Below are 20257 nucleotides of genomic sequence, written 5' to 3' on the forward strand. Positions count from 1 at the left end.
AAAAAGATGATGTTTATGAAAAAGATAAATCAATCGATATTAGGTGTGGCATTTCTCGGTTTGGGGATACTGTCTCTTGTGAGTTGTATCGATGAGACCGAGCCTATGAACGGTACTGCTACGACGAAGCAGATAGAACGTTCGCCTTCTGCTACGAGGGCTTTGGCGAATGCATTGCCCGCATATTTCAATCATATATGGGATCGGGACGTGCATTATTCATTCGGATATGGTGCTATAATGCATATACGTGATGTGATGACTGCCGACATGGCCATTGTTGAAAGTAATTATGACCAGTTCGATCAGTATGAGAAGAACACTTATTTGGGCACGGAGTATCGAAGTGTACAGTTTATTTGGAACTATTATTATGGTTTTGTACTTGCCGCAAACAACTTGATTGGCGGCGTAAATCCGGAAAGTGCAACCTCCGAACAGTTGGGCTATCTCGGTGCCGGTTATGCGTTTAGGGCGTTGTGTTATTTGGATTTGGCGCGTATGTACGAGTTCTTGCCGAACGATAAGTTTACTGATGGCAAGAATGAAGTGGGTAATACGGTAACCAACCTTACCGTTCCTATCGTAACGGACCAAACTTCCGAGCAAGATGCCCGTAACACCCCGCGTGCTACACGCGACCAGATGAAAGAGTTTATCCTTAGCGATTTGAATAAAGCCGAGCAATATATCGGTAAATTAACCGATACTTCGGGAAAGATCCTGCCCGACTCGGCATGTGTATTGGGGTTGAAAGCACGCTTCTATATGTGGATAGAAGACTATCCTCATGCCCAAGAATATGCGCGTAAGGCTATCGATGCAAGCAAATTGTCGCCCATGACGCAGGAGCAGGCATTGAATACTACAACGGGTTTCAATGTAAACGATCCTTGGATGTGGGGTGCTAAGCAAACTTCCGATGATATAAGCGTAAGAACGGGAATCATCAATTGGACTTCATTTGCCTCTAATGAAACGAGCTTCGGCTATGCCGGTGGTGGAGGAGTTTATAGTATGATAGGCAGAGCCGTATACGATCGTATCAGTGATACCGATTGGCGTAAGCTCGAATGGAAAGCTCCTACCGGTTCTACATTGGCCGATAAGGTTTCTTTCTTGAGTTCAACTTACAAGCAACAACTTCCTACTTATGCTTCTGTGAAGTTCCGTCCGGGTAGTGGAAACGACAGAGAATCATCAGTTGCTGCAGCCACTTGCTATCCGATTATGCGTGTGGAGGAGATGTATTTCATAGAAGCCGAAGCTGCCGCACACCAAAATGCAGCAACCGGCAAGCAATTGCTCGAGACGTTCATGAAGACTTATCGCGATCCGAGTTATACCACATCGGCAAGTACACAGGATGAGGTTATCGAAGAAGTTGTATTCCAGAAACGTGTAGAGCTATGGGGCGAAGGTCAGTCGTTCTACGATATCAAACGTCTGAACTACTCGGTTACCCGTTCATATCAAGGAAATAACTTCTATGAGTTGTGCCGTTTCAATACGAACGGTCGCCCTGCATGGATGAATATTGTTCTTGTGCGTAACGAAACGAATAATAATCAGGCTGTTGTAGGTTATAACAATCCGAACCCTTCTGATAAATATCAGCCCATTCCATAGTATGAAGTAACTTTTAAAAAAGCCAAAATGAAAAAGATTTCTAAATATATTTATATGGCATTGGCCGGTGCTTTCATTTCGATAGGTGCAGCATCTTGCACCGATGAATACGAATACGCTCCGGCTGCAGCGTCTAAAGGTAACGCATACATCAATGCAGAGGGTTCTACGGTCTTAGGTTTTTTGCCTACTGCAGACCAGACTTTCAATGTCAAAGTGGTTCGTTCCGACTCTGCACAGGCCGGTACCGTGCATCTTACTTCGTCGAATACGAAGTTTCAAGTACCTGCGGAAGTAACTTTCAATGCAGGAGAAAAAACGAAAACAGTATCTGTTAGTTTCAATATAGCAGAGGCTTCTACAGATACTGTCGTTATCTCTGTAGCAAGCGATGACGCCTATGAATACGGACCGACCGGTCTTACATACGTGGTTACACGTTATCAGAAGTATGAGGGAACGTATGTTTCGACATTGTTGGGAACCCAGTTCGATACTCCGATCTATAAAACCGGTGAATATACTTATCTTATTCCCGCTTCTAAAGATGGTTGGGATTATGACATCACGTTTACAATTAACAAAGATAATTCGGTGGTTATTAGCGGACAGCGAGCATTCAACCATCCCAGATACGGAACGGTTTACATGATCGGGAATGCCAAGGGTGACGCTAAAGTTACGGCAGAAGGCGTCGAAGGTTCGGGTGTTGCAGGTACTTATGATACCGCCTCGAAAACCGCTACACTGAAAGTAGCGTTTATGGTTCCCGGGGTTGGTTCTTTTGGAACAAAAAACGAAACAATCGTGTTTACCGATTAATCAACGACAATTATATTATATAAGCCGGATCGGAACATCCTGATCCGGTTTTTTCTTACATCAACAATCGGCGGTTTTGCAGGGCATTGTTACGGAAAGATAAGTAAGTAATTGACTTGCAGAGTGCTTCTTAAAATTGTAAATGTTATGAAGAAAATTTTTATTTCTTTGGTATTAATTGGGCTCGCGGCAGTTGTACAGGCAACAGAACGCACCCGTTCGGCGAAACTTTCGGCAGCAGTGGCCGTTATTCAACATCCTGCAAGTGCGAAAGGAACATGGGGCACCGATGACGGAATACAGGAACTACATGCCGAAAAGATGCTCTCGGTCTTCGGATATGCAGGTGGCGGTTTCGCCATCATTGCCAACGACGATGCTTTTCCGGCCGTTATAGGCTATTCGGACAGCAAATTCGACTTGCAAGGCAATGGAGGTTTGGCTTGGTTTGTACGCACCGCAGCCAAATCGATGGCTGCCATGATAGCCGAAGGTAATGCCCGCAAGGCACCCGTCATTCCGCAAGGGAACTTCAAACAGACCGTTGCACCGCTGTTGAAGAGCACATGGAACCAAGATGCTCCTTATAACTCGCAGTGCCCTACCACGGCAAGCGGTGCGGCATATCCTACAGGTTGCGTGGCTACGGCCTTGTCGCAGATAATGTATTATCACCGTTATCCTGTGCATGGAAAAGGTTCTCATCAGTATAGTTTCACCCCCACAACGGGCGATGGACGCATATTAAGTGCCGATTTCGGGGCTGCCACTTATGATTGGGACAATATGTTGGACAATTACGTAAGGGGAAATTATACGCAGACGCAGGCAACCGCCGTTTCAACATTGATGCTCCACTGCGGTGTTGCCGTAGACATGCAATACACACCCAACGGTAGCGGCGCCTATTCATCGGAGGCACGAACGGGTATGATCAACTATTTTACTTATAATGAGAACATCGATTTGTTGAATAGGGCTTTCTATTCTGTTTCGGAATGGATGAAACTGATTTATACGGAACTGAACAATGATCGCCCCATTTACTATGCCGGTGCCGATGCAACGCAAGGAGGACATGCCTTTGTGCTCGACGGTTACGATGCAAACGGACTGATACATGTGAACTGGGGATGGGGTGCCGATGGTGGAAACGATTACTACGATATTGCTTTATTGAACCCTACAGGCTTTCAATTCAGCGAAGGACAAGACATGCTGATTTACATTTCGCCCGAAAAGACGGGAGAGTATCAATCGCATATAATAGCAGAAGAAGCGTTCGATGCAAGGCATCTCACCAAAAAGATGGTGTCCGTATTCACCAAGAACTTATACAATCTTTGCGGAGAGCCTTTTTCCGGCACTGTTGCCATTATCTTAGACGGCAATGGCAAGAAGCAGGTTTTGAAAGAAGCTGCCGTAAACAACATTGCCAACGGGCATTTGATAAATGTTCAACTTGCCGGCGTAGTAACCTTACCGGAGTCGTTGAGCGATGGCGACTACCGTGTCTATCCTGCTTCGAAGACTGCCCGTGACAGCGATTGGCGCTTGGTTCGCCGCCCTGAAGGCATGGTCAATAGCGCTGTTTTGCATGTAAAGAACGGCGATTATACCGTAACGCTCGACAAAGATGATGCATGGACAACTACCACGGCGATAAAGCATATCGAGTCTGTTGCCGGAAAAAAGAACCAAAAAATTTATACTGTCGACGGTCGTTTTGCAGGTTATGATATGAATTCCCTTCCTCGAGGCATCTATGTCGTAAATGGCAAGAAGGTGAGCAAGTAACGATATCAGGCGTTTTACATATTGTCAAAACTCTTTGCAGGCTATCCTATTCGGGATAGCCTGCTTTGCTATCCATGCTTCCCGTACTGTTTTCTGTCTTTATGCTTTGCCAATCGGCGATAATATCGTATCTTTGCAACGATAGCATTTGGAACGAAAATATCCGTATTTATATGAATGTTAAAATAGAAGAAAGTTGGAAACAGCATATTGGTACCGAGTTCGATAAGCAGTATTTCATCGACCTAACACGCTTCGTTCGCGAAGAATACATGCAATATCAATGTTTTCCGCCCGGAAAATTCATCTTCAACGCCTTTAATCTTTGTCCGTTCGACAAGGTAAAGGTGGTCATTATCGGTCAAGATCCCTACCACGAACTCGGACAGGCGCACGGTCTGAGCTTCTCGGTAAACGATGGTATCCCCTTTCCGCCATCGCTTGTCAATATTTTTACGGAGATCAAGCAAGACCTCGGTACGCCTATACCTGCCACAGGCAACCTTACCCGCTGGGCCGAACAGGGCGTGTTGTTGCTCAATGCCACGCTTACGGTGCGGGCACATATGGCAGGCAGCCATCAGCGAAAGGGTTGGGAAGAGTTCACCGATGCGGCTATAAAGGCGCTGAATGCCGATCGCGAACATCTTGTTTTCATACTTTGGGGCGGTTATGCCCGCAGCAAAGCATCGCTTATCGATGCCTCCAAGCACCTTATTCTACAGTCTGTGCACCCTTCTCCTCTGTCGGCCAATCGTGGCGGATGGTTTGGCAATCACCATTTTTCGCGCTGTAATGCCTATCTGCAACAGCAGGGTATCGAGCCTATCAAATGGTAAAGCCTCATGCAGGAACGCGAACTTCATATTCTACAGGTGGGAAACGTGCTGGTTTCGCCTGATATTCTTACCCAGAAATTCTGCTGCGATCTTGATGTATGCAAGGGAGCTTGCTGCATTGAAGGCGATGCCGGTGCGCCTGTTACCCTCGATGAAATCGGAGAAATTGAAGCCTCTTTAGATCATGTGTGGAGCGAACTGTCGGCTTCGGCGCAGTCGGTAATCGACATGCAGGGCGTGGCTTATGCCGATAGGGACGGCGACCTTGTTACCAGCATCGTAAATGGAAAAGACTGTGTTTTTACTTGTTACGAAGGCGGAATGTGCCTCTGTGCCTTGGAACGTGCCCATAGAGCCGGTAAAACCAAATTCTGTAAACCCATTTCCTGTGCGTTGTACCCCATTCGCGAGAAGCGTTTTTCGAACGATCTTATAGGCATCAACTATCATAGGTGGGAGATCTGTAGCAGTGCAGTACGGAAAGGAAACGAATTGAACCTGCCTGTCTACAAGTTTCTGAAAGCCCCTTTAATTCGTCGTTTCGGCAAAGAATGGTATCAAGAGCTATGCCAAGCGGCGAGAGAATTGGGTATTGAAACCTCTCCCTCCCCCTCCGAAGAAGGAGAGAATAGGGGAAATGATGAGGGAAGAGTGAGGAGTGAAGAGCGATGAACTGTGATAAAATCTCTTTTTAAAACTAGCCATTTGCCATTTTATTTTTTACCCTTCTCACGTTAAAACGTTGCAATAAGTGTGGTCCATCTTTTTATAAGAGGGCGACTGAGGGCACTCTTTTTCCATTTAGCTCCTCCTGTACTCCGATGGAGAAGTCCCCACATGTTCCTTAAAATATTTACCTAAAAAACTTTGGTTCGGGAAATTCATGTCTTGGGCAATTTCTTTGATATTTTTTGTTGAATTCTTTAGTTGTACTCTTATCTCTAAGGTAACGTAATTATCTATCCATTCGTTGGGCGTACGACGACTAATCTGCTTGATTGTTTCCGATAGGTATTTGGGCGTAATACCTAATTGAAGGCCGTACCATCCCACACGTCGTTCCCGTCGGAAGTTCTGTTCAACCAGTTTGATAAAGTCTCTAAAGATGGTTTCCGCACGTGTTTGCTTCTTATCTTTTATATTCTGTATACGGTAGATGGCGTTGCTGATGTCATAGATCATCGTAGTAAACAACGATTGTACCGTTTCTTTCCTGAAATGATGGTCGGTATCGTTCACCCGTTCCTTAATCATGTTGAAGTAGGTGATAAGTGTTTCGGTCTCATCTGCATGAAGTGTGCATACCGGATGGCTTCTTGAGAACAGAAAAAGCGACGACAATTCGTGGATGCCCTTGATGATTTCGTTGAAAAATTTATAAGAAATGAGATATCCTATACCGTTGCAGTCGCCACTGAGCATATAGTTATCGACCACTTGCCCCTCACTTATAATGATTATATCGTTGGGTTTCACGGTTTGTTCTTCGGTATCCACGGTGTACCGCGCACTTCCGTTCCGACAGAGCGCCAAGAGTAAACAATTCATACGTCGCGGTTCGTTGGGTAAGGGTATCTCGGCAAAGTTGTCGAATATTACCAAATCGTTGTCTATACAGCTGGCATGGGTGATCCTTTTTACCGTTTCGATAGTTATTTCGTTGATAGGTTTTCTGTTCATTTCTTGTGTATTTTGGTTACAAAAATACGAAAAATCTTTGAAATAGTTTGTAATTCATGGAAAAAGAGTGATAATCTATGTCGCGTAAACGATATGTCTGACAAACTTGCTTAGCAGGGGTAATGCCGGTAGAGGGTATGTCTGTGGTAACTGCCTGTGCAAGGTGGGGGAAAGAGATAAGAGAATGAGCGGTGATAAGAGGATTTAAAAAGAAAAGGCATCGTGGGTATAAGGCACTATTTCGATGGCTTCTATCTCCTGTATCTGTTCTCTGCTGAAGCGGTTATCGCCATATACGATGATACGGCGGCATTCGGGCAATGTGAATTTGCGATAGGCCTGTTCGTCCATTTTGCCGTTACAGACGTATTTCATGCCTCCTATATCGATGTTCTCGCCTACTTTTGCATTGCGCAAAGTTACTCTTATCCAGCCGCGGAAGGCTGTTCCGAATTCGTAAAGTGTGCTGTCTCCTTCGGTATCGAAGTAGTTCTGATGGCGTATGCGGTTCACTTTGTATGCCGGATAGCAGCCTTTGTAAACCTTTGTTTCTTCTTGATGAGTGTTGGGAATGCTTATGGCACTGAGCCAGCATGCTGCATCTATGTCTTCCGAATTCCACTTCAGCGGGTAGCAAGTGTTGTCTAAAAGTTCTCCGCCTGCAGGCAGTAGCCGGCGATTGGCTTTGTGGCATAACCAACTTTCGTCGGACACGTGGGCGAAGCGTCTGCCATCTTTCGTCTTTCCGCTGTATGTTACGGATAGCTGTCTGGGGTTGATATGCGGGTAAGAGGGCGAATACCACACGGCTATGGTATTGTTGCCGGAGCAGAGAAAGCGCGTGATATCGTACTCGGTAGTTATGCTGTTGTCTGACATTTCTTCACGGTAAGGCGTAAGAACATCGGTACTTATATTGCGTTCGTTCACGAATAATTCGAACCTTCCGGTAGTCTTGATGCTGATTGTGGCTTGTACGGGGCGTTCACGGGTAGTATATGTGCGGCGAAACCATATCTGCGATGTGCTGTCTACCGTGGGGTAAGCAATCCAATGCGTATCGAATTCTTGCGCTACAGTGTGGCTGCCTGCCAGTAAAAACAGACAGGCAAGTATGAAATATCGTAGTTTTGTTACGTCCATAACCGATACAAAAATACTGTTTTTAGTGCGTATTCTTATACAATTTTTGCAAAAAATGCGGTAAACCGCTGTGCAGTATTCGCTTTTTAAGCCAACTCTGCTATCGGTATTTGCAATCCTTTGATTTAAAAGGATAATAAAAATGGAGACACGAATGGTGTCTCCATCTTGCCGGTATGGCTGTATATCGATTTAAGACAGTAATTTTTTGACGATTTCAGATATCATCCGACCGTCGGCTTTGCCTGCCATTTGTTTGGAAGCCATACCCATTACCTTGCCCATATCCTTCATGCTTTGTGCACCGGTATCGGCAATGATGGCTTTCACTGCCTGCTCTATCTCTTCCGCAGAAAGTGCTTTGGGCAAGTATTCCTCTAATATGTTTACCTGAGCCAGTTCTTCTGTTGCAAGATCTTCGCGGTTGTTATTCTTATAGGTCTGTGCGGTTTCCCTACCTTGTTTGGCGAGTTTCTGAATTATCTTCAGCGCATCGGCGTCTTCCAATGTGTCGTTAGCGCCCGGAGCTGTCTTGGCTTCGAGGAATACTTTCTTGATGTTTCGGAGCGTTTCTAACCGAACTTTGTCGTGAGCCTTCATGGCTGACTTGATGTCTTCGCTTATTTGATCGAATAATGCCATTTTCTTTTTGTTTTTAGAATGTATCGGCAGGATGTTTATCGATTTTTGCCGTTGTAAATGTTTTATTGTTTTTATGCAAAAGAGATGACTCCCTGTATAGGTTCTCCGCTGTCTTTATTTTCGGAATTCCCGTTTCTTGCAGCTTGATTGCGTATCTCTTCGAGCATCTGTCGGGTACGCTTGTAGGTGGGAGTATTCTCTACTGCGAGGATTATATCTTCATTGTCGAGGTCTTCGGGACGGAACAAAAAGATGTGGGGGCGCCGTTTATACTGCGTATTGTTACTGTCTTTGCCGTAATAACGATTGCGACGATCCTGCCGTTCGGCCGCTTTTTCCTCTTCTTCTGCTATACGGTTTGCCTCTTCTTGGGTATGCTTTCGACCAAGATGCGAGTTCATACCGTCTACATTCTCAATTCCGAAACCTGTTGCAAGAATAGTTACCTTGACGCGTTTGCCCAATTCGGGATCGATGGCAATACCCCATTTGATTTCAAAATCGCTGCCGAATTTGGCCATGAAGTCGTTAACATCGTTCATTTCTTCCATCATCAGGCCCGATTTATCGTTCTTCTCGTTGCAGAAATTGATGCTTAGAAGAATTTTTTTCGAATTGAATATGTCGTTATCATTGAGAAGCGGCGAGTTTAAAGCATCGTCTATAGCTTTTCTTACACGCCCTTCACCTTCGCCATACCCCGTACTCATGATAGCTACTCCGCCATCTTTGAGCACTGTTTTTACATCATTGAAGTCGAGATTGATAAGTCCGTGGTTAGTAATAATCTCGGCTATGCTCTTTGCGGCTATGCTCAGTGTGTCGTCGGCTTTGCCGAAAGCATCGAGAACCGTAAGCTCCGGATAGATTTCCCGTAAGCGTTCGTTGTTGATTACCAATAAAGCATCGACATGCTTCGACATCTCTTCCACACCATCGAGTGCCTGATCGATTTTACGATCGCCCTCGAAACGGAAGGGAATTGTTACAATTCCTACGGTTAGGATGCCGAGTTCTTTGCTGACTTTTGCAATGACAGGGGCTGCACCTGTGCCGGTGCCGCCGCCCATGCCGGCTGTAATGAATGCCATTTTGGTGCCGTCGCTCAGCATTTTGCGTACATCTTCGATGCTTTCTTCGGCTGCCTCGCGGGCTTTAGCAGGTTTGTTACCGGCGCCGAGTCCCTCTTTTCCCAATTGTAAATGCACGGGTACGGGGGAATCGTTGAGGGCTTGATTATCGGTATTGCATAATACAAAACTTACATCATGAATGCCTTCGCGGTACATGTGGTTCACTGCATTGCCACCACCACCACCGACACCGATTACTTTAATGATGCTGTTTTCCTTTTCCGGTTCTCCGAAATCCAGAATGGAGGGTTTGTTATTATCTTTGTCAGGCATAATGTATTTGGTCTAAAATGGTTCGTTAATAATATTCTGTTGAGTAGTATGGAGTATTTCGAACTATGTTTGTTTCGATTGAGGCGGTTGCTCGATAGGCGGAGGAAGTTATTCTTCCTCTTCTGTAATCTTCCTCATAAAGTTCTTTACGCTCTTCATAAGTTTGTGCATGCTACTGTTTTCTTTTTTTATTTGGGCTTCTCGGCGTGCCTCTTCTTCTGCTATACGGCGTTGCTCTTCTTCCTCTTCTTCCTTTTTACGGCGTGCCTCTTCCTCTGCCTTCATCTTTTCAGCTTCGGTTTGTACTACACCCGTGCCGAGCGTTGCCGTCATCGGGCGCGGCTCTTTGTGCAGGTCGGCGGTGGTGGAAACAGGCTTTTGTTCGCCTGTACGGAATAAGTCGTTGGTGATTTCGTCGCCTGCACAATTCATATCTCCTTTGGCTAAAAGACCGAGGATGGTATTCATGGTGCCGTCTTGAGCCGTTATTTCAGGATTTGATGAATTGATGGTCTGCGTTACAAACTTCGCCGTTCTGATTTTTTCGATATGTGTATGGTTGCGGAATGCCCTTTCTATTTCTTTCAGATTGGAGCCGCCACCAGTGAGAACGATACCTCCGAGCAGCTTGTCTGCAAACTCATTGGGCACTTGGAACCATACATTTTCAATGATTTCTTCCAATCTTCCTTCCACTATCTCTATGAATTTGCGGCTTTCTATGCTGCGGTCTTGATCGATAGGCAATTGCAATGTGTTGTCTATATCGTTATTATCGGTGTATGCGCAGCCATAATCGAGTTTCATCTTTTCAGCATCTTGCTCGTCTATTTGCAGTGTGGCGATGTCTTTGGTGATATTGTTTCCGCCCAATGGGATAACGGCAAGGTGACGAAGGATATTCTTATGATATACCGAAACGGTGGTAGTGTCGGCGCCGAGGTCTACCAATACGCACCCCGAACGTTTCTCCGCTTCAGTCAATACGCTGTCGGCAAGTGCCAATGGCGCTAAATACATTTCGGCAATAGCTATGCCCGCCTGATCGAAGCACTTATTAAGATTGCGGTAAAATGCCCTACGCCACAGGATATTAAGGAAGTTCCCCTCCAAACGGGTGCACTGTATACCAACAGGATCTATTTGATATTGCGCATCTACCTTGTATTCTTGTGTGGCTGCATCGAGTATTTCTTGTTCAGGATAAGTCATGCTTCGATTCGCATCCATGAGCTCATTAATCATCTCTTGGGTAACGATTGTCTCTGTTGCCAAGTCTTTTACAATTACATTCTTGATACTTCGTATGCTCTGTCCTCCTACACCTACGTAGACATGAGCTATCTTTGTTTTGAGCGCAGTCTCCAGTTTATTGATGATATTACCCAGACATTGTACCGTTTTGTCTATGTTGTACACTACACCTTTGCGTATGCATGAGGTGGAATCTTCCTTGACAACAGCAAGTACAGATATACTGCCGTCTAAGTTTTTCTTTCCTGCAATACCGGTAATCTTTGATGATCCCAGTTCAATAGCTACTATAAATTCCATTGCCATACGTTATTCTTTATCTATCTAATGTTCGTTTTTTGCAAATAATCTGATTGTCAAATTCCAGATTGATGTATGAGTATTTATTCCAGCCGGCTTGAGAAAGCCCGTATTTATAGAAGTTTTCCAGCCTTTCCAACTTCTTGTTTATGAAATTGGTGATACTTTTCTCTCTTTCGTTTTTATTCTTGGTTTCCGGCAACTGTCCTATATAGATGATATGATCGCCTACGCGAGGGATCAATTCTATACCTTGATCGGGCAATACATTGATTTGTTCGATTTGATTTCTCCAAAGGTCATCATTCATAAGTGCCTTGCCAAGCCATGATATATATTGGGTTGCGAACCATCGCGAAATCATTCCGGTAGCGATGATCATATCGCTCGTGTAGTGGGAATTGGGCATAATACAGTTCTTATCGTCTATATAATAGTCATCTCCATTCCATGCCTTAATTCTGATTGTGGGCATACGTTGGGTGACACTGATATTGACATGCCCGTCTACAGTCTTAAAACATTCCGCCGTTTTTACAAAAGGACTTCTCTTCAAGGTTTCTTCTATCTTCCTTGCATCTACATATCGCATAGGTTTTTCCAACGGATAAAGTCGATTAGCTTTTAATCGATTTTTGATTTCTTGGGTGTTGATGAACCCGTTGGTGGCCTCATCAGCGATATTAATGCTTACTTCTGTACATACTTTAGCCGTTTCATCGGGTTTGTTAAACGCCGTGAAAGCCAACACAAGATAGATGCCAATAACGAAATCAAGTGTAATAATAAAAGTCTTTTTCCAGTTTATTCTCACTTACTTTCAAGTATCTTGGTTATTTGCGGTACATAGTTATCGAGGTCGCCTGCCCCCAATATCACAAGAACATCGAAGTTGCGTTGTTTTATCAGCGGGATGACGTCTTCTTTATGTATCATGCTCTTTTCTACTCCTTCTTTCAGATTGTCGTAGATGAGCTTACTTGTAACGCCGGAAATCGGCTGTTCGCGAGCGGGATAAATATCGCATAGGATTACTTCATCTAATTGACTGAGTGCTTCGGCGAACTCTTTATAGAAGTCACGTGTCCTTGTGAAGAGGTGCGGTTGGAAGATTGCCGTGATTTTTCGGTCCTTGTACAGTTCACGGATGCTCTTTGCACTCTGATAAATCTCTTTGGGATGATGGGCATAATCTGATAAGAAGACCAACTTGTCGGTCTTGATTTTAAAGTCGAAGCGCCGTTCCACGCCATGATAAGTCTTCATTCCATACCTCAATTCCTCTGATGTACAGCCGTTGAGTTGTGCCATTGCCATGGCTGCAATGCCGTTTTCGATATTGATAGGGATAGGTTGCCCCAGCCGTATGTCTTTGATATTTTCGATCGGAGAGATAAAGTCGAATGTGATTTCACCATTCTCTATCACAATATTTTCGGCATGGAAATCACCTTCGTGCAGGCTATAGTCGTACACCTTTACGCCCTCTTGCACGTTTTGTTTCATCTCCAAATCACGATGGATAATCAGTGCACCGCCCTTTTGTATCAGGGTTGTATAGTGTCGGAAACTCTCCAAATAGGCTTCTTTGGTACCGTAAATATCAAGATGGTCGGGATCTGTCGAGGTAATAACACTCATCCAAGGACGCAACCAATGGAAACTACGATCGAATTCGTCTGCCTCTATCACTACGAAGTCGCTGGTATCCGACAAAATATAATTGGTTCCGTAGTTCTTGGAAATACCGCCCAAGAATGCATTGCAGTCTAAATGACTCTGGTGCATGATATGGGCACACATCGTAGAAGTGGTGGTTTTGCCGTGAGTACCTGCAAAGCAAAGTCCTTTGTGGGTACGTGTAAGTCTGCCGAGTACTTGTGCACGTTTCTCTATTTCGAAGCCATTGTCTTTGAAATACTGCAATTCTTGATGTTCGGAAGGTATGGCTGGCGTATAAATTACGAGGCAACTCTTCTTATCGCGGCATGCATGAGGAATTTCGTCCACACTCTCTTCGTAATGTAGGAGCATGCCCTCTTTTTCCAATTGACGGGTTAAATTGGAGGAAGTCTTATCATATCCGGCCACTACAATGCCCTTATGAATGAAATAACGTGCGATAGCGCTCATGCCGATGCCGCCGGCACCGATGAAATATACTGCTTTTATCTCTTTTAGTTCCATTATCTATTTGCGATATTCATTACTTCTGTTGCGATTACATCGGCAGAATTATTCAATCCTAATTTAAGGATGTGTTTGTTGAGGTCTTCGAGTTTGGCATCGTCTTTTACCGTCTTTATGGCCAATGGCAATAAAGTTTGTTCGGCCTCTGCGTCTTTTACGTAAATTGCAGCATCTTTATTAACCAATGCCATGGCATTCTTAGTTTGATGATCTTCTGCGACATTCGGGCTTGGAACAAGTATCGCCGGCTTTCCGATGAGGCAAAATTCGCTGATAGAGCTTGCTCCTGCGCGGCTTATTACCAAGTCTGCCGCTTTGTAGGCTGCTCCCATATCGCTGATAAAGTCGGTTACTTTCAGTTGTGGAATTTCCGGTTGATGCTTTAATTGTTCGCAGATGGCGGTGTAATAATATTTTCCGGTTTGCCAAATAAATTGTACATCGCTGTCTCTAACAAGGTCGAGATGTTGCGAAATGCTTTCGTTTATAGTTCTTGCCCCTAAACTTCCGCCAAGGAACAGAATGGTTTTCTTGTCGGGATCGAGTCCGAATGAGCGTCTTGCTTCTTCTTTTGTTACCGATATATCGAGCACATTCTGCCTTACGGGGTTACCTGTCATGATGATTTTCTCTGCAGGGAAGAAGCGTTCCATGCCTTCATAGGCAACGCATATCTTTGTAGCTTTTTTAGCAAGCAGCCTGTTCGTTATGCCCGCATACGAATTTTGTTCCTGAATGAGGCAAGGAATACCTTTCTCGGCACATACGTTTAGCGTAGGTCCGCTGGCATAGCCGCCTACACCGACGGCAACCATAGGTTTGAAATTCCTGACGATTTTCTTGGCCATACGTTGGCTTTTCCATATTTTGAACAGTACAATGATGTTTTTAAACAAATGTTTTCTGTCAAATCCGCATATAGGAAGTCCTTTGATTTCGTATCCGGCTTTGGGCACGCGCTCCATCTCCATGCGTCCTAAAGCGCCTACAAAGAGTATTTTCGCGTCGGGGTGTTTTGCCCTGATGGCATTGGCTATTGATATTGCAGGAAAGATGTGTCCTCCCGTTCCGCCGCCGCTGATGATAACTCTTAACTCTTTATTCATAAATAGATGCAATATTTAATGGCAAAATTAATCAAAAATTTCCTTATTCGGTAACTTTTATCCTTTAATTATTCTATATCTTTATCTTCAGACAGTTGCCAATGTTTGGGCGGTTGTTTTTTCGTTTTCCGCCTCTGTTTTTTTCTTGGCAGTACGACTGACGCTAAGTATTGCTCCGACATATATGCAATTAATGATGGTAGATGTTCCGCCTTTGCTTACTAAAGGCAACGGCTGGCCGGTTACGGGGGCCAATCCTACGGCTACGCACATGTTGAACAGTGCCTGCGTTACGAGCAGCAAAGCGAGTCCCATTGCAAGAAATGCGGGGAAATTATTCTCGCATCTGTTGGCTATCCTCCCTGTACGAAAGAGCAGGATGATGTAAAGCAGTGCCACGAAGAATGCGCCTAAGATACCCATTTCTTCTATGATGATGGCATATATAAAATCGGAAAAAGCTTGAGACAGGAAATCGCGTTCCACTGAATTGCCCGGTCCTTTGCCGATAACGCTCGACGAAGCAATGGCAATATTGGCGTGTGCCACCTGTGCATCTTTATCGAGGTCTATTTCATTGGGCGATATTTCCTTGCCATTCACGAATTTATTGATGCGCGATTTCCATGTGTCGGCACGATGGAACACCTTTTCCCAAGCACCGGTATCCTCTTTTGTTTTCGGTACTACCTGCTCGGTCATAACTTTATTGGTGTCTTCTTGCGACTTGTCGGTTCCGAATGTCATGATAAGTGTGAAGATGAGGACGATACACAGCATCACTATACCGAGAAGTTTTCCTAATTGTCTTGCCGGTACTCTTCCGATTAACATCATGAAAAAGATAACGACACAGAGGAGTATTGCCGTAGATAAATTCTCAAGCATAATCAATGGAACGGTGAACAAGCATACGATAAGTATGTATTTGAAGGCATTTTTGTCGGCTCCTTTTTCTGTCTGCATGGCACTGAGTATCTGGGCAGTGGCGAGAACCACGGTGCCTTTGGCAATTTCTGATGGCTGAAACTGCAGTCCCAATATACTTATCCATCGCTGTGCCCCGTTGGTTGATTGTCCTGCAAGGATTACCCAAATGAGTGTGACTATTGAGAAAATAATCAGAAAAAGTGTGGTAATCTTGAAGTATTTGCACTCGATATTCAGTGTAACCACCATGAAGAAAATGCCTATGAATAGTATGCTGATATGCTTGATTACCGGTGCCCAGTAATTGCCTCCTTTATATGTCAGCGATGAAGATGCGGAAAAAACCTCTACGATGCTGATGATACATAGGAAGAAGAATATCATCCATACCACTTTGTCGCCTTTAAAAATGTTGCCAAGCGTTTTGTTCATCATAGGTTCCTGACTAAGTTTTTAAACTGATTTCCTCGATCTTCCATGTTTTTAAATAAGTCGAAACTTGCACAACAAGGACTTAATAGTACGGTATCGCCGGGCTTTGCCATGTCGTAACAGGCCTTTACGCAGTCTTCCATCGAGTGTGTATCGCGTACAGGTATGCCTAAACTATCAAAATTTTGGTGCAGTTTCGTATTGTCGGCCCCAAGATATACCAGTCCTACACATTTCTTTCTGACAAGTTCTTTAATAGAGCTGTAGTCGTTCCCTTTATCCTTTCCGCCGAGAATGAGAATGGTTGGAGTCTTCATGCTCTCCAATGCGTACCAACAGGCATCTACGTTTGTTGCTTTTGAATCGTTGATGTACTGCACACCACCGACTTTACAAACCTTCTCCAAACGATGTTCCACTCCGGGGAAATCGCTCAAACTCTTGCGGATGATATCCTTTTTGATACCGGATATATTCGAAGCTATGCCGGCTGCCAGCGAATTGTATATGTTATGTTTGCCCGTAAGCGAGAGCTCTTCTTGCTCCATATTGAAAGGTGTCGGCTTCTCTATCTTGTATTGTCCTTCCTCAATATATCCGATAGAGCCCTTTTCTTTCAGTTCTGAAAACGGGCATTTCACAGCGTGGATATCATATTTTTCGAGTTCATGCTTGATGATGGGATCATCATTCCAATAGATGAAACTGTCTTGTTTTGTTTGATTTTGAATGATACGCATCTTGGCATCTACGTAATGTTGCATGCAATATTCGTATCTGTCGAGATGATCGGGTGTGATGTTCAGTAAAATTGCGATATTAGCATGGAATTTGTACATGTTATCGAGCTGAAAACTGCTTAGCTCGATAATGTAATACTCGTGTGGTTCTTCGGCTACCTGCAAAGCGAGACTTCTGCCTATGTTTCCGGCAAGTCCGACATCATATCCTGCCGTCTTGAAAATATGATAGATTAATGATGTTGTTGTGGTTTTCCCGTTGCTTCCCGTTATACATATCATTTTGGCATGAGTGTACCTTCCGGCAAACTCAATTTCGCTGATGATATGGGTGCCTTGCGCCATCAGTTTCTGGACTATCGGTGCCTCTTTGGGTATGCCCGGGCTCTTTATGACCTCATCTGCATCCAGTATCTTGTATTCTGTATGCCTGCCTTCTTCCCATTCTATGGCGTGTTCATCGAGCTGTTTCTTGTATTTGTCCTTGATGATAGACGTGTCGGAAACGAAAACTTCGAATCCTTTTTTCTTTGCTAATACGGCTGCACCGGCACCACTTTCGCCGGCTCCCAATATAACTATTTTCTTCATATTATCTTTTACCTGATCTTTAAAGTAATGATTGTGAGCGCTGCAAGAATGATGGTGATGATCCAGAAGCGTATGGTGATCTTTGCTTCGTGCTTAGCTGAGTGGGGTATTCTGATAAGATAACTGCAATCGGGATCGAGCTGACTGTCTTGAGTGCGGAAGTTATCGTGGATCGGAGTACGCTTGAAGATGCGTTGTTTGATGCCTTTACGCTTACCGATTTTATAAAACCACACTTGCAGAATAACACTTAAACTTTCTACAAAGAATATTCCACAGAGTATAGGCAATAGCAATTCTTTATGAATGATAATTGCCGAAACGCCGATAATGCCGCCTATGGTCAGCGAACCGGTATCGCCCATGAATACTTGAGCGGGGTAGGCGTTGTACCAGAGGAAACCGATAAGGGCTCCGATAAAGGCACACATGAAGACCACAAGCTCTTCTGAGCCCGGAATATACATAATATTGAGATAAGCGGCATACTGTATGTGTGAACTTACATAAGCAAGTATGCCTATTGCAACCCCTATGATGGCCGAGTTACCGGCACACATACCGTCCATACCGTCATTTAGATTGGCTCCGTTCGATACGGCTGTCACCACTAATATGGTCATGATAACGAACAAAAACCATCCTGCAGCAGTCTTATATTTACCGCAAAACGACATTACCCGTGAGTAATCGAGGTTATGCCCCTTTACAAAAGGGATGGTAGTCTTTAGTGATTTCCGCGCTTCTGTGCGATGTTTCACCACTGTTTCTTGCCCCTGTCGTTCAATAGCAAGGTTCTCATTTACCTTTACATCGGGTGATGCCCACAGTACAAGGCCTACAATAAGCCCGATACTAAGCTGTCCTATGATTTTATATTTTCCTTTTAAGCCTTCTTTGTTTCTGCGGAAAATCTTGATAAAATCGTCCATACCGCCGAGAAATCCCAGCCATATGGTTGTAATAATCATCAATATCAGGTAGATATTGCGTAGTCTTCCGAGCAATAGCACCGGTATGAGAATTGCAACAATGATGATGATACCTCCCATTGAAGGTACACCTATTTTATTTACACCGAACGGATCGATGCTTGCATCGCGTTGTGTTTCGGTTATCTGTTTACTCTTCAGATATTTTATAAAGTGCTCTCCGAACCACGCAGATATGGTAAGAGCCAAGATCAGTGCCAGTAATGCGCGGAAAGAAATGTACCCCCATAGGTGAGAACCGCTGATACCATACTGTTCCAAGAACCTGAAAAGATAGTATAACATGTCTGTATATTTTTAATTGCCGAAAATGTTGTTTAATATTTCCTTATCATCAAAGTGGTGTTTTACCCCTTTGATTTCCTGATAGGTTTCGTGCCCTTTTCCGGCAACGAGTATTACATCGCCTTTTTGAGCCATCATACATGCCGTGCGGATGGCCTCTTTACGGTCTACGATACTGATAACTTTCTTGAGTTGTTGTGCGTTTAAGCCATCGAGCATATCGTTGATTATGTCTTGTGGTTCTTCAAAACGAGGGTTATCGCTGGTTATAATGACCTTATCACTTTGTTTAACTGCTTCCTGTGCCATCAGCGGGCGTTTGCCTTTATCCCTATTTCCACCGGCCCCACATACAGTAATTAACTTCCCTTTACCATTCAATACTTCGTGGATAGCTTTAAGTACATTCTCAAGTGCATCCGGCGTATGAGCATAATCAACGATTGCTGTATAGCCTTCAGGACTATGTATTGGTTCAAGTCTACCGCTTACACTGTGCAGCATACTCATTACAAGAAGGATATCTTCAGGCTGTTTTCCGAGCATTCGGGCGGCACCATATACGGCGAGCAAGTTACTTACATTGAACTTACCTATAAACTGTACTCCTACTTCATGGCCATCTATGTCCAAATACATACCTTCGAAATGGCATTCCAATATACGTGCTTTGAAGTCGGCAGCACTTCTTGTGGAATATGTTTTAATGGTGGCCTTGGTATTCTGTACCATTATCATGCCGTTTTTATCATCGGCATTCGTGATTGCAAAGGCCCCTTTAGGCAATTCATCGAAGAATGCTTTCTTGGCATTACGATAGTTTTCGAACGTTTTGTGGTAGTCCAAGTGGTCACGGGTGAGGTTGGTAAATACGCCACCCGTAAATTTCAAGCCGCTAATACGTTTCTGTGCAATGGCATGTGAAGAGCATTCCATGAATGCATACTCGCAACCTGTGTCGACCATCCTGCCGAGCAGTTCGTTCAATTCTATGGGATCAGGGGTGGTATGATCGGCAGGTATGGCTTCATCTTCTATATAATTACATACTGTAGATAGCAATCCGCACCTATATCCCATCTTCCGAAACATATTATATAATAAGGTGGCGACTGTCGTTTTACCGTTAGTTCCCGTTACCCCTACGAGTTTAAGTTTCTTAGAAGGATCACCGTAAAAGAGAGTTGCCACCTTACCGGCGGTATCTTCTGTAGATTCTACTTTGACATATGTTACGCCTTCAACCTTCATTTCGGGCATATCTTCGCATAATATGGCTCCTGCGCCCTGTTCGATAGCTTTCGGTATGAACCGATGGCCGTCTACCTGCGTTCCTTTCATGGCAATGAAAAGATGCCCTTCTGCTATTTTTCGGGAATCGATATTCACTCCTTTTATGTCAATACTCTGTTCGCCGATAACGGCAACAGGTTTGATATTTTTCAACAACTCATTTAGTTTCATATTATTTGTTGTGTT

Annotated in this window: 17 protein-coding genes; 5 read left to right on the top strand and 12 right to left on the bottom strand. The window is 44.2% G+C overall.

Annotation, left to right across the window (positions count from 1 at the left end; translation table 11 throughout):
• Positions 1-15 precede the first annotated feature (15 nt).
• The 5 genes from BN3912_RS01885 (at position 16) to BN3912_RS01905 (ending at position 5759) form a co-directional block, all read left to right on the top strand.
• Positions 16-1629 carry a RagB/SusD family nutrient uptake outer membrane protein gene (locus BN3912_RS01885; RefSeq protein ID WP_023984309.1) on the top strand — a complete coding sequence of 538 codons (1614 nt, stop codon included), beginning with the start codon at positions 16-18 and terminating at the stop codon, positions 1627-1629.
• A gap of 27 nt (positions 1630-1656) precedes the next feature.
• The gene (locus BN3912_RS01890; protein WP_023984310.1) at positions 1657-2451 is read left to right on the top strand and encodes a hypothetical protein; all 795 of its coding nucleotides are present in this window, start codon (positions 1657-1659) and stop codon (positions 2449-2451) included.
• Between the two features lie 147 nt (positions 2452-2598).
• A complete protein-coding gene (locus BN3912_RS01895) occupies positions 2599-4248 on the top strand; it encodes a C10 family peptidase (protein ID WP_023984311.1) in 1650 nt (549 codons plus the stop codon).
• Between the two features lie 173 nt (positions 4249-4421).
• Positions 4422-5087 (top strand): uracil-DNA glycosylase, encoded by a 666-nt coding sequence (locus BN3912_RS01900; RefSeq protein WP_016665477.1) that lies wholly within the window; start codon positions 4422-4424, stop codon positions 5085-5087.
• Between the two features lie 6 nt (positions 5088-5093).
• A complete protein-coding gene (locus tag BN3912_RS01905; RefSeq protein ID WP_023984312.1) occupies positions 5094-5759 on the top strand; it encodes a DUF3109 family protein in 666 nt (221 codons plus the stop codon).
• Between the two features lie 129 nt (positions 5760-5888).
• Here the strand turns inward: BN3912_RS01905 and BN3912_RS01910 are convergent, their stop codons facing one another.
• The 12 genes from BN3912_RS01910 to BN3912_RS01965 all read right to left on the bottom strand — a co-directional run bounded on the left by BN3912_RS01910 (position 5889) and on the right by BN3912_RS01965 (position 20242).
• Positions 5889-6767, bottom strand: coding sequence for an AraC family transcriptional regulator (locus BN3912_RS01910; protein WP_004369335.1), 879 nt, complete (start codon positions 6765-6767; stop codon positions 5889-5891).
• Between the two features lie 204 nt (positions 6768-6971).
• Positions 6972-7910, bottom strand: coding sequence for an alpha-L-rhamnosidase N-terminal domain-containing protein (locus tag BN3912_RS01915; RefSeq protein ID WP_023984313.1), 939 nt, complete (start codon positions 7908-7910; stop codon positions 6972-6974).
• A gap of 192 nt (positions 7911-8102) precedes the next feature.
• Positions 8103-8552, bottom strand: coding sequence for a GatB/YqeY domain-containing protein (locus tag BN3912_RS01920; protein WP_004369337.1), 450 nt, complete (start codon positions 8550-8552; stop codon positions 8103-8105).
• A 71-nt stretch (positions 8553-8623) separates the two neighbouring features.
• The gene (gene ftsZ / locus BN3912_RS01925; protein WP_023984314.1) at positions 8624-9958 is read right to left on the bottom strand and encodes a cell division protein FtsZ; all 1335 of its coding nucleotides are present in this window, start codon (positions 9956-9958) and stop codon (positions 8624-8626) included.
• Between the two features lie 108 nt (positions 9959-10066).
• A complete protein-coding gene (gene ftsA, locus BN3912_RS01930) occupies positions 10067-11518 on the bottom strand; it encodes a cell division protein FtsA (protein WP_004369339.1) in 1452 nt (483 codons plus the stop codon).
• Between the two features lie 10 nt (positions 11519-11528).
• Positions 11529-12326, bottom strand: coding sequence for a cell division protein FtsQ/DivIB (locus tag BN3912_RS01935; RefSeq protein ID WP_004369340.1), 798 nt, complete (start codon positions 12324-12326; stop codon positions 11529-11531).
• Complete coding sequence (gene murC, locus BN3912_RS01940; protein ID WP_023984315.1) at positions 12323-13699, bottom strand: UDP-N-acetylmuramate--L-alanine ligase; 1377 nt, start codon at positions 13697-13699, stop codon at positions 12323-12325. The genes BN3912_RS01935 and murC overlap by 4 nt, the downstream gene beginning before the upstream one ends.
• Positions 13699-14808 (bottom strand): undecaprenyldiphospho-muramoylpentapeptide beta-N-acetylglucosaminyltransferase, encoded by a 1110-nt coding sequence (gene murG / locus BN3912_RS01945; RefSeq protein WP_023984316.1) that lies wholly within the window; start codon positions 14806-14808, stop codon positions 13699-13701. The genes murC and murG overlap by 1 nt, the downstream gene beginning before the upstream one ends.
• Before the next feature lie 87 nt (positions 14809-14895).
• Positions 14896-16173 carry an FtsW/RodA/SpoVE family cell cycle protein gene (locus BN3912_RS01950; RefSeq protein WP_004369343.1) on the bottom strand — a complete coding sequence of 426 codons (1278 nt, stop codon included), beginning with the start codon at positions 16171-16173 and terminating at the stop codon, positions 14896-14898.
• Positions 16170-17501, bottom strand: a complete 1332-nt coding sequence (gene murD / locus BN3912_RS01955) for a UDP-N-acetylmuramoyl-L-alanine--D-glutamate ligase (protein WP_023984317.1) — start codon at positions 17499-17501, stop codon at positions 16170-16172. Before murD ends, BN3912_RS01950 begins: the two co-directional genes overlap by 4 nt.
• A gap of 8 nt (positions 17502-17509) precedes the next feature.
• Positions 17510-18778, bottom strand: a complete 1269-nt coding sequence (locus tag BN3912_RS01960; protein ID WP_004369345.1) for a phospho-N-acetylmuramoyl-pentapeptide-transferase — start codon at positions 18776-18778, stop codon at positions 17510-17512.
• Positions 18779-18790: 12 nt separating this feature from the next.
• Positions 18791-20242 (bottom strand): UDP-N-acetylmuramoyl-L-alanyl-D-glutamate--2,6-diaminopimelate ligase, encoded by a 1452-nt coding sequence (locus BN3912_RS01965; protein WP_023984318.1) that lies wholly within the window; start codon positions 20240-20242, stop codon positions 18791-18793.
• Between the last annotated feature and the right edge of the window lie 15 nt (positions 20243-20257).

The organism is Prevotella phocaeensis, assembly GCF_900065875.1.
In the GTDB taxonomy this organism is placed as follows: domain Bacteria; phylum Bacteroidota; class Bacteroidia; order Bacteroidales; family Bacteroidaceae; genus Prevotella; species Prevotella phocaeensis.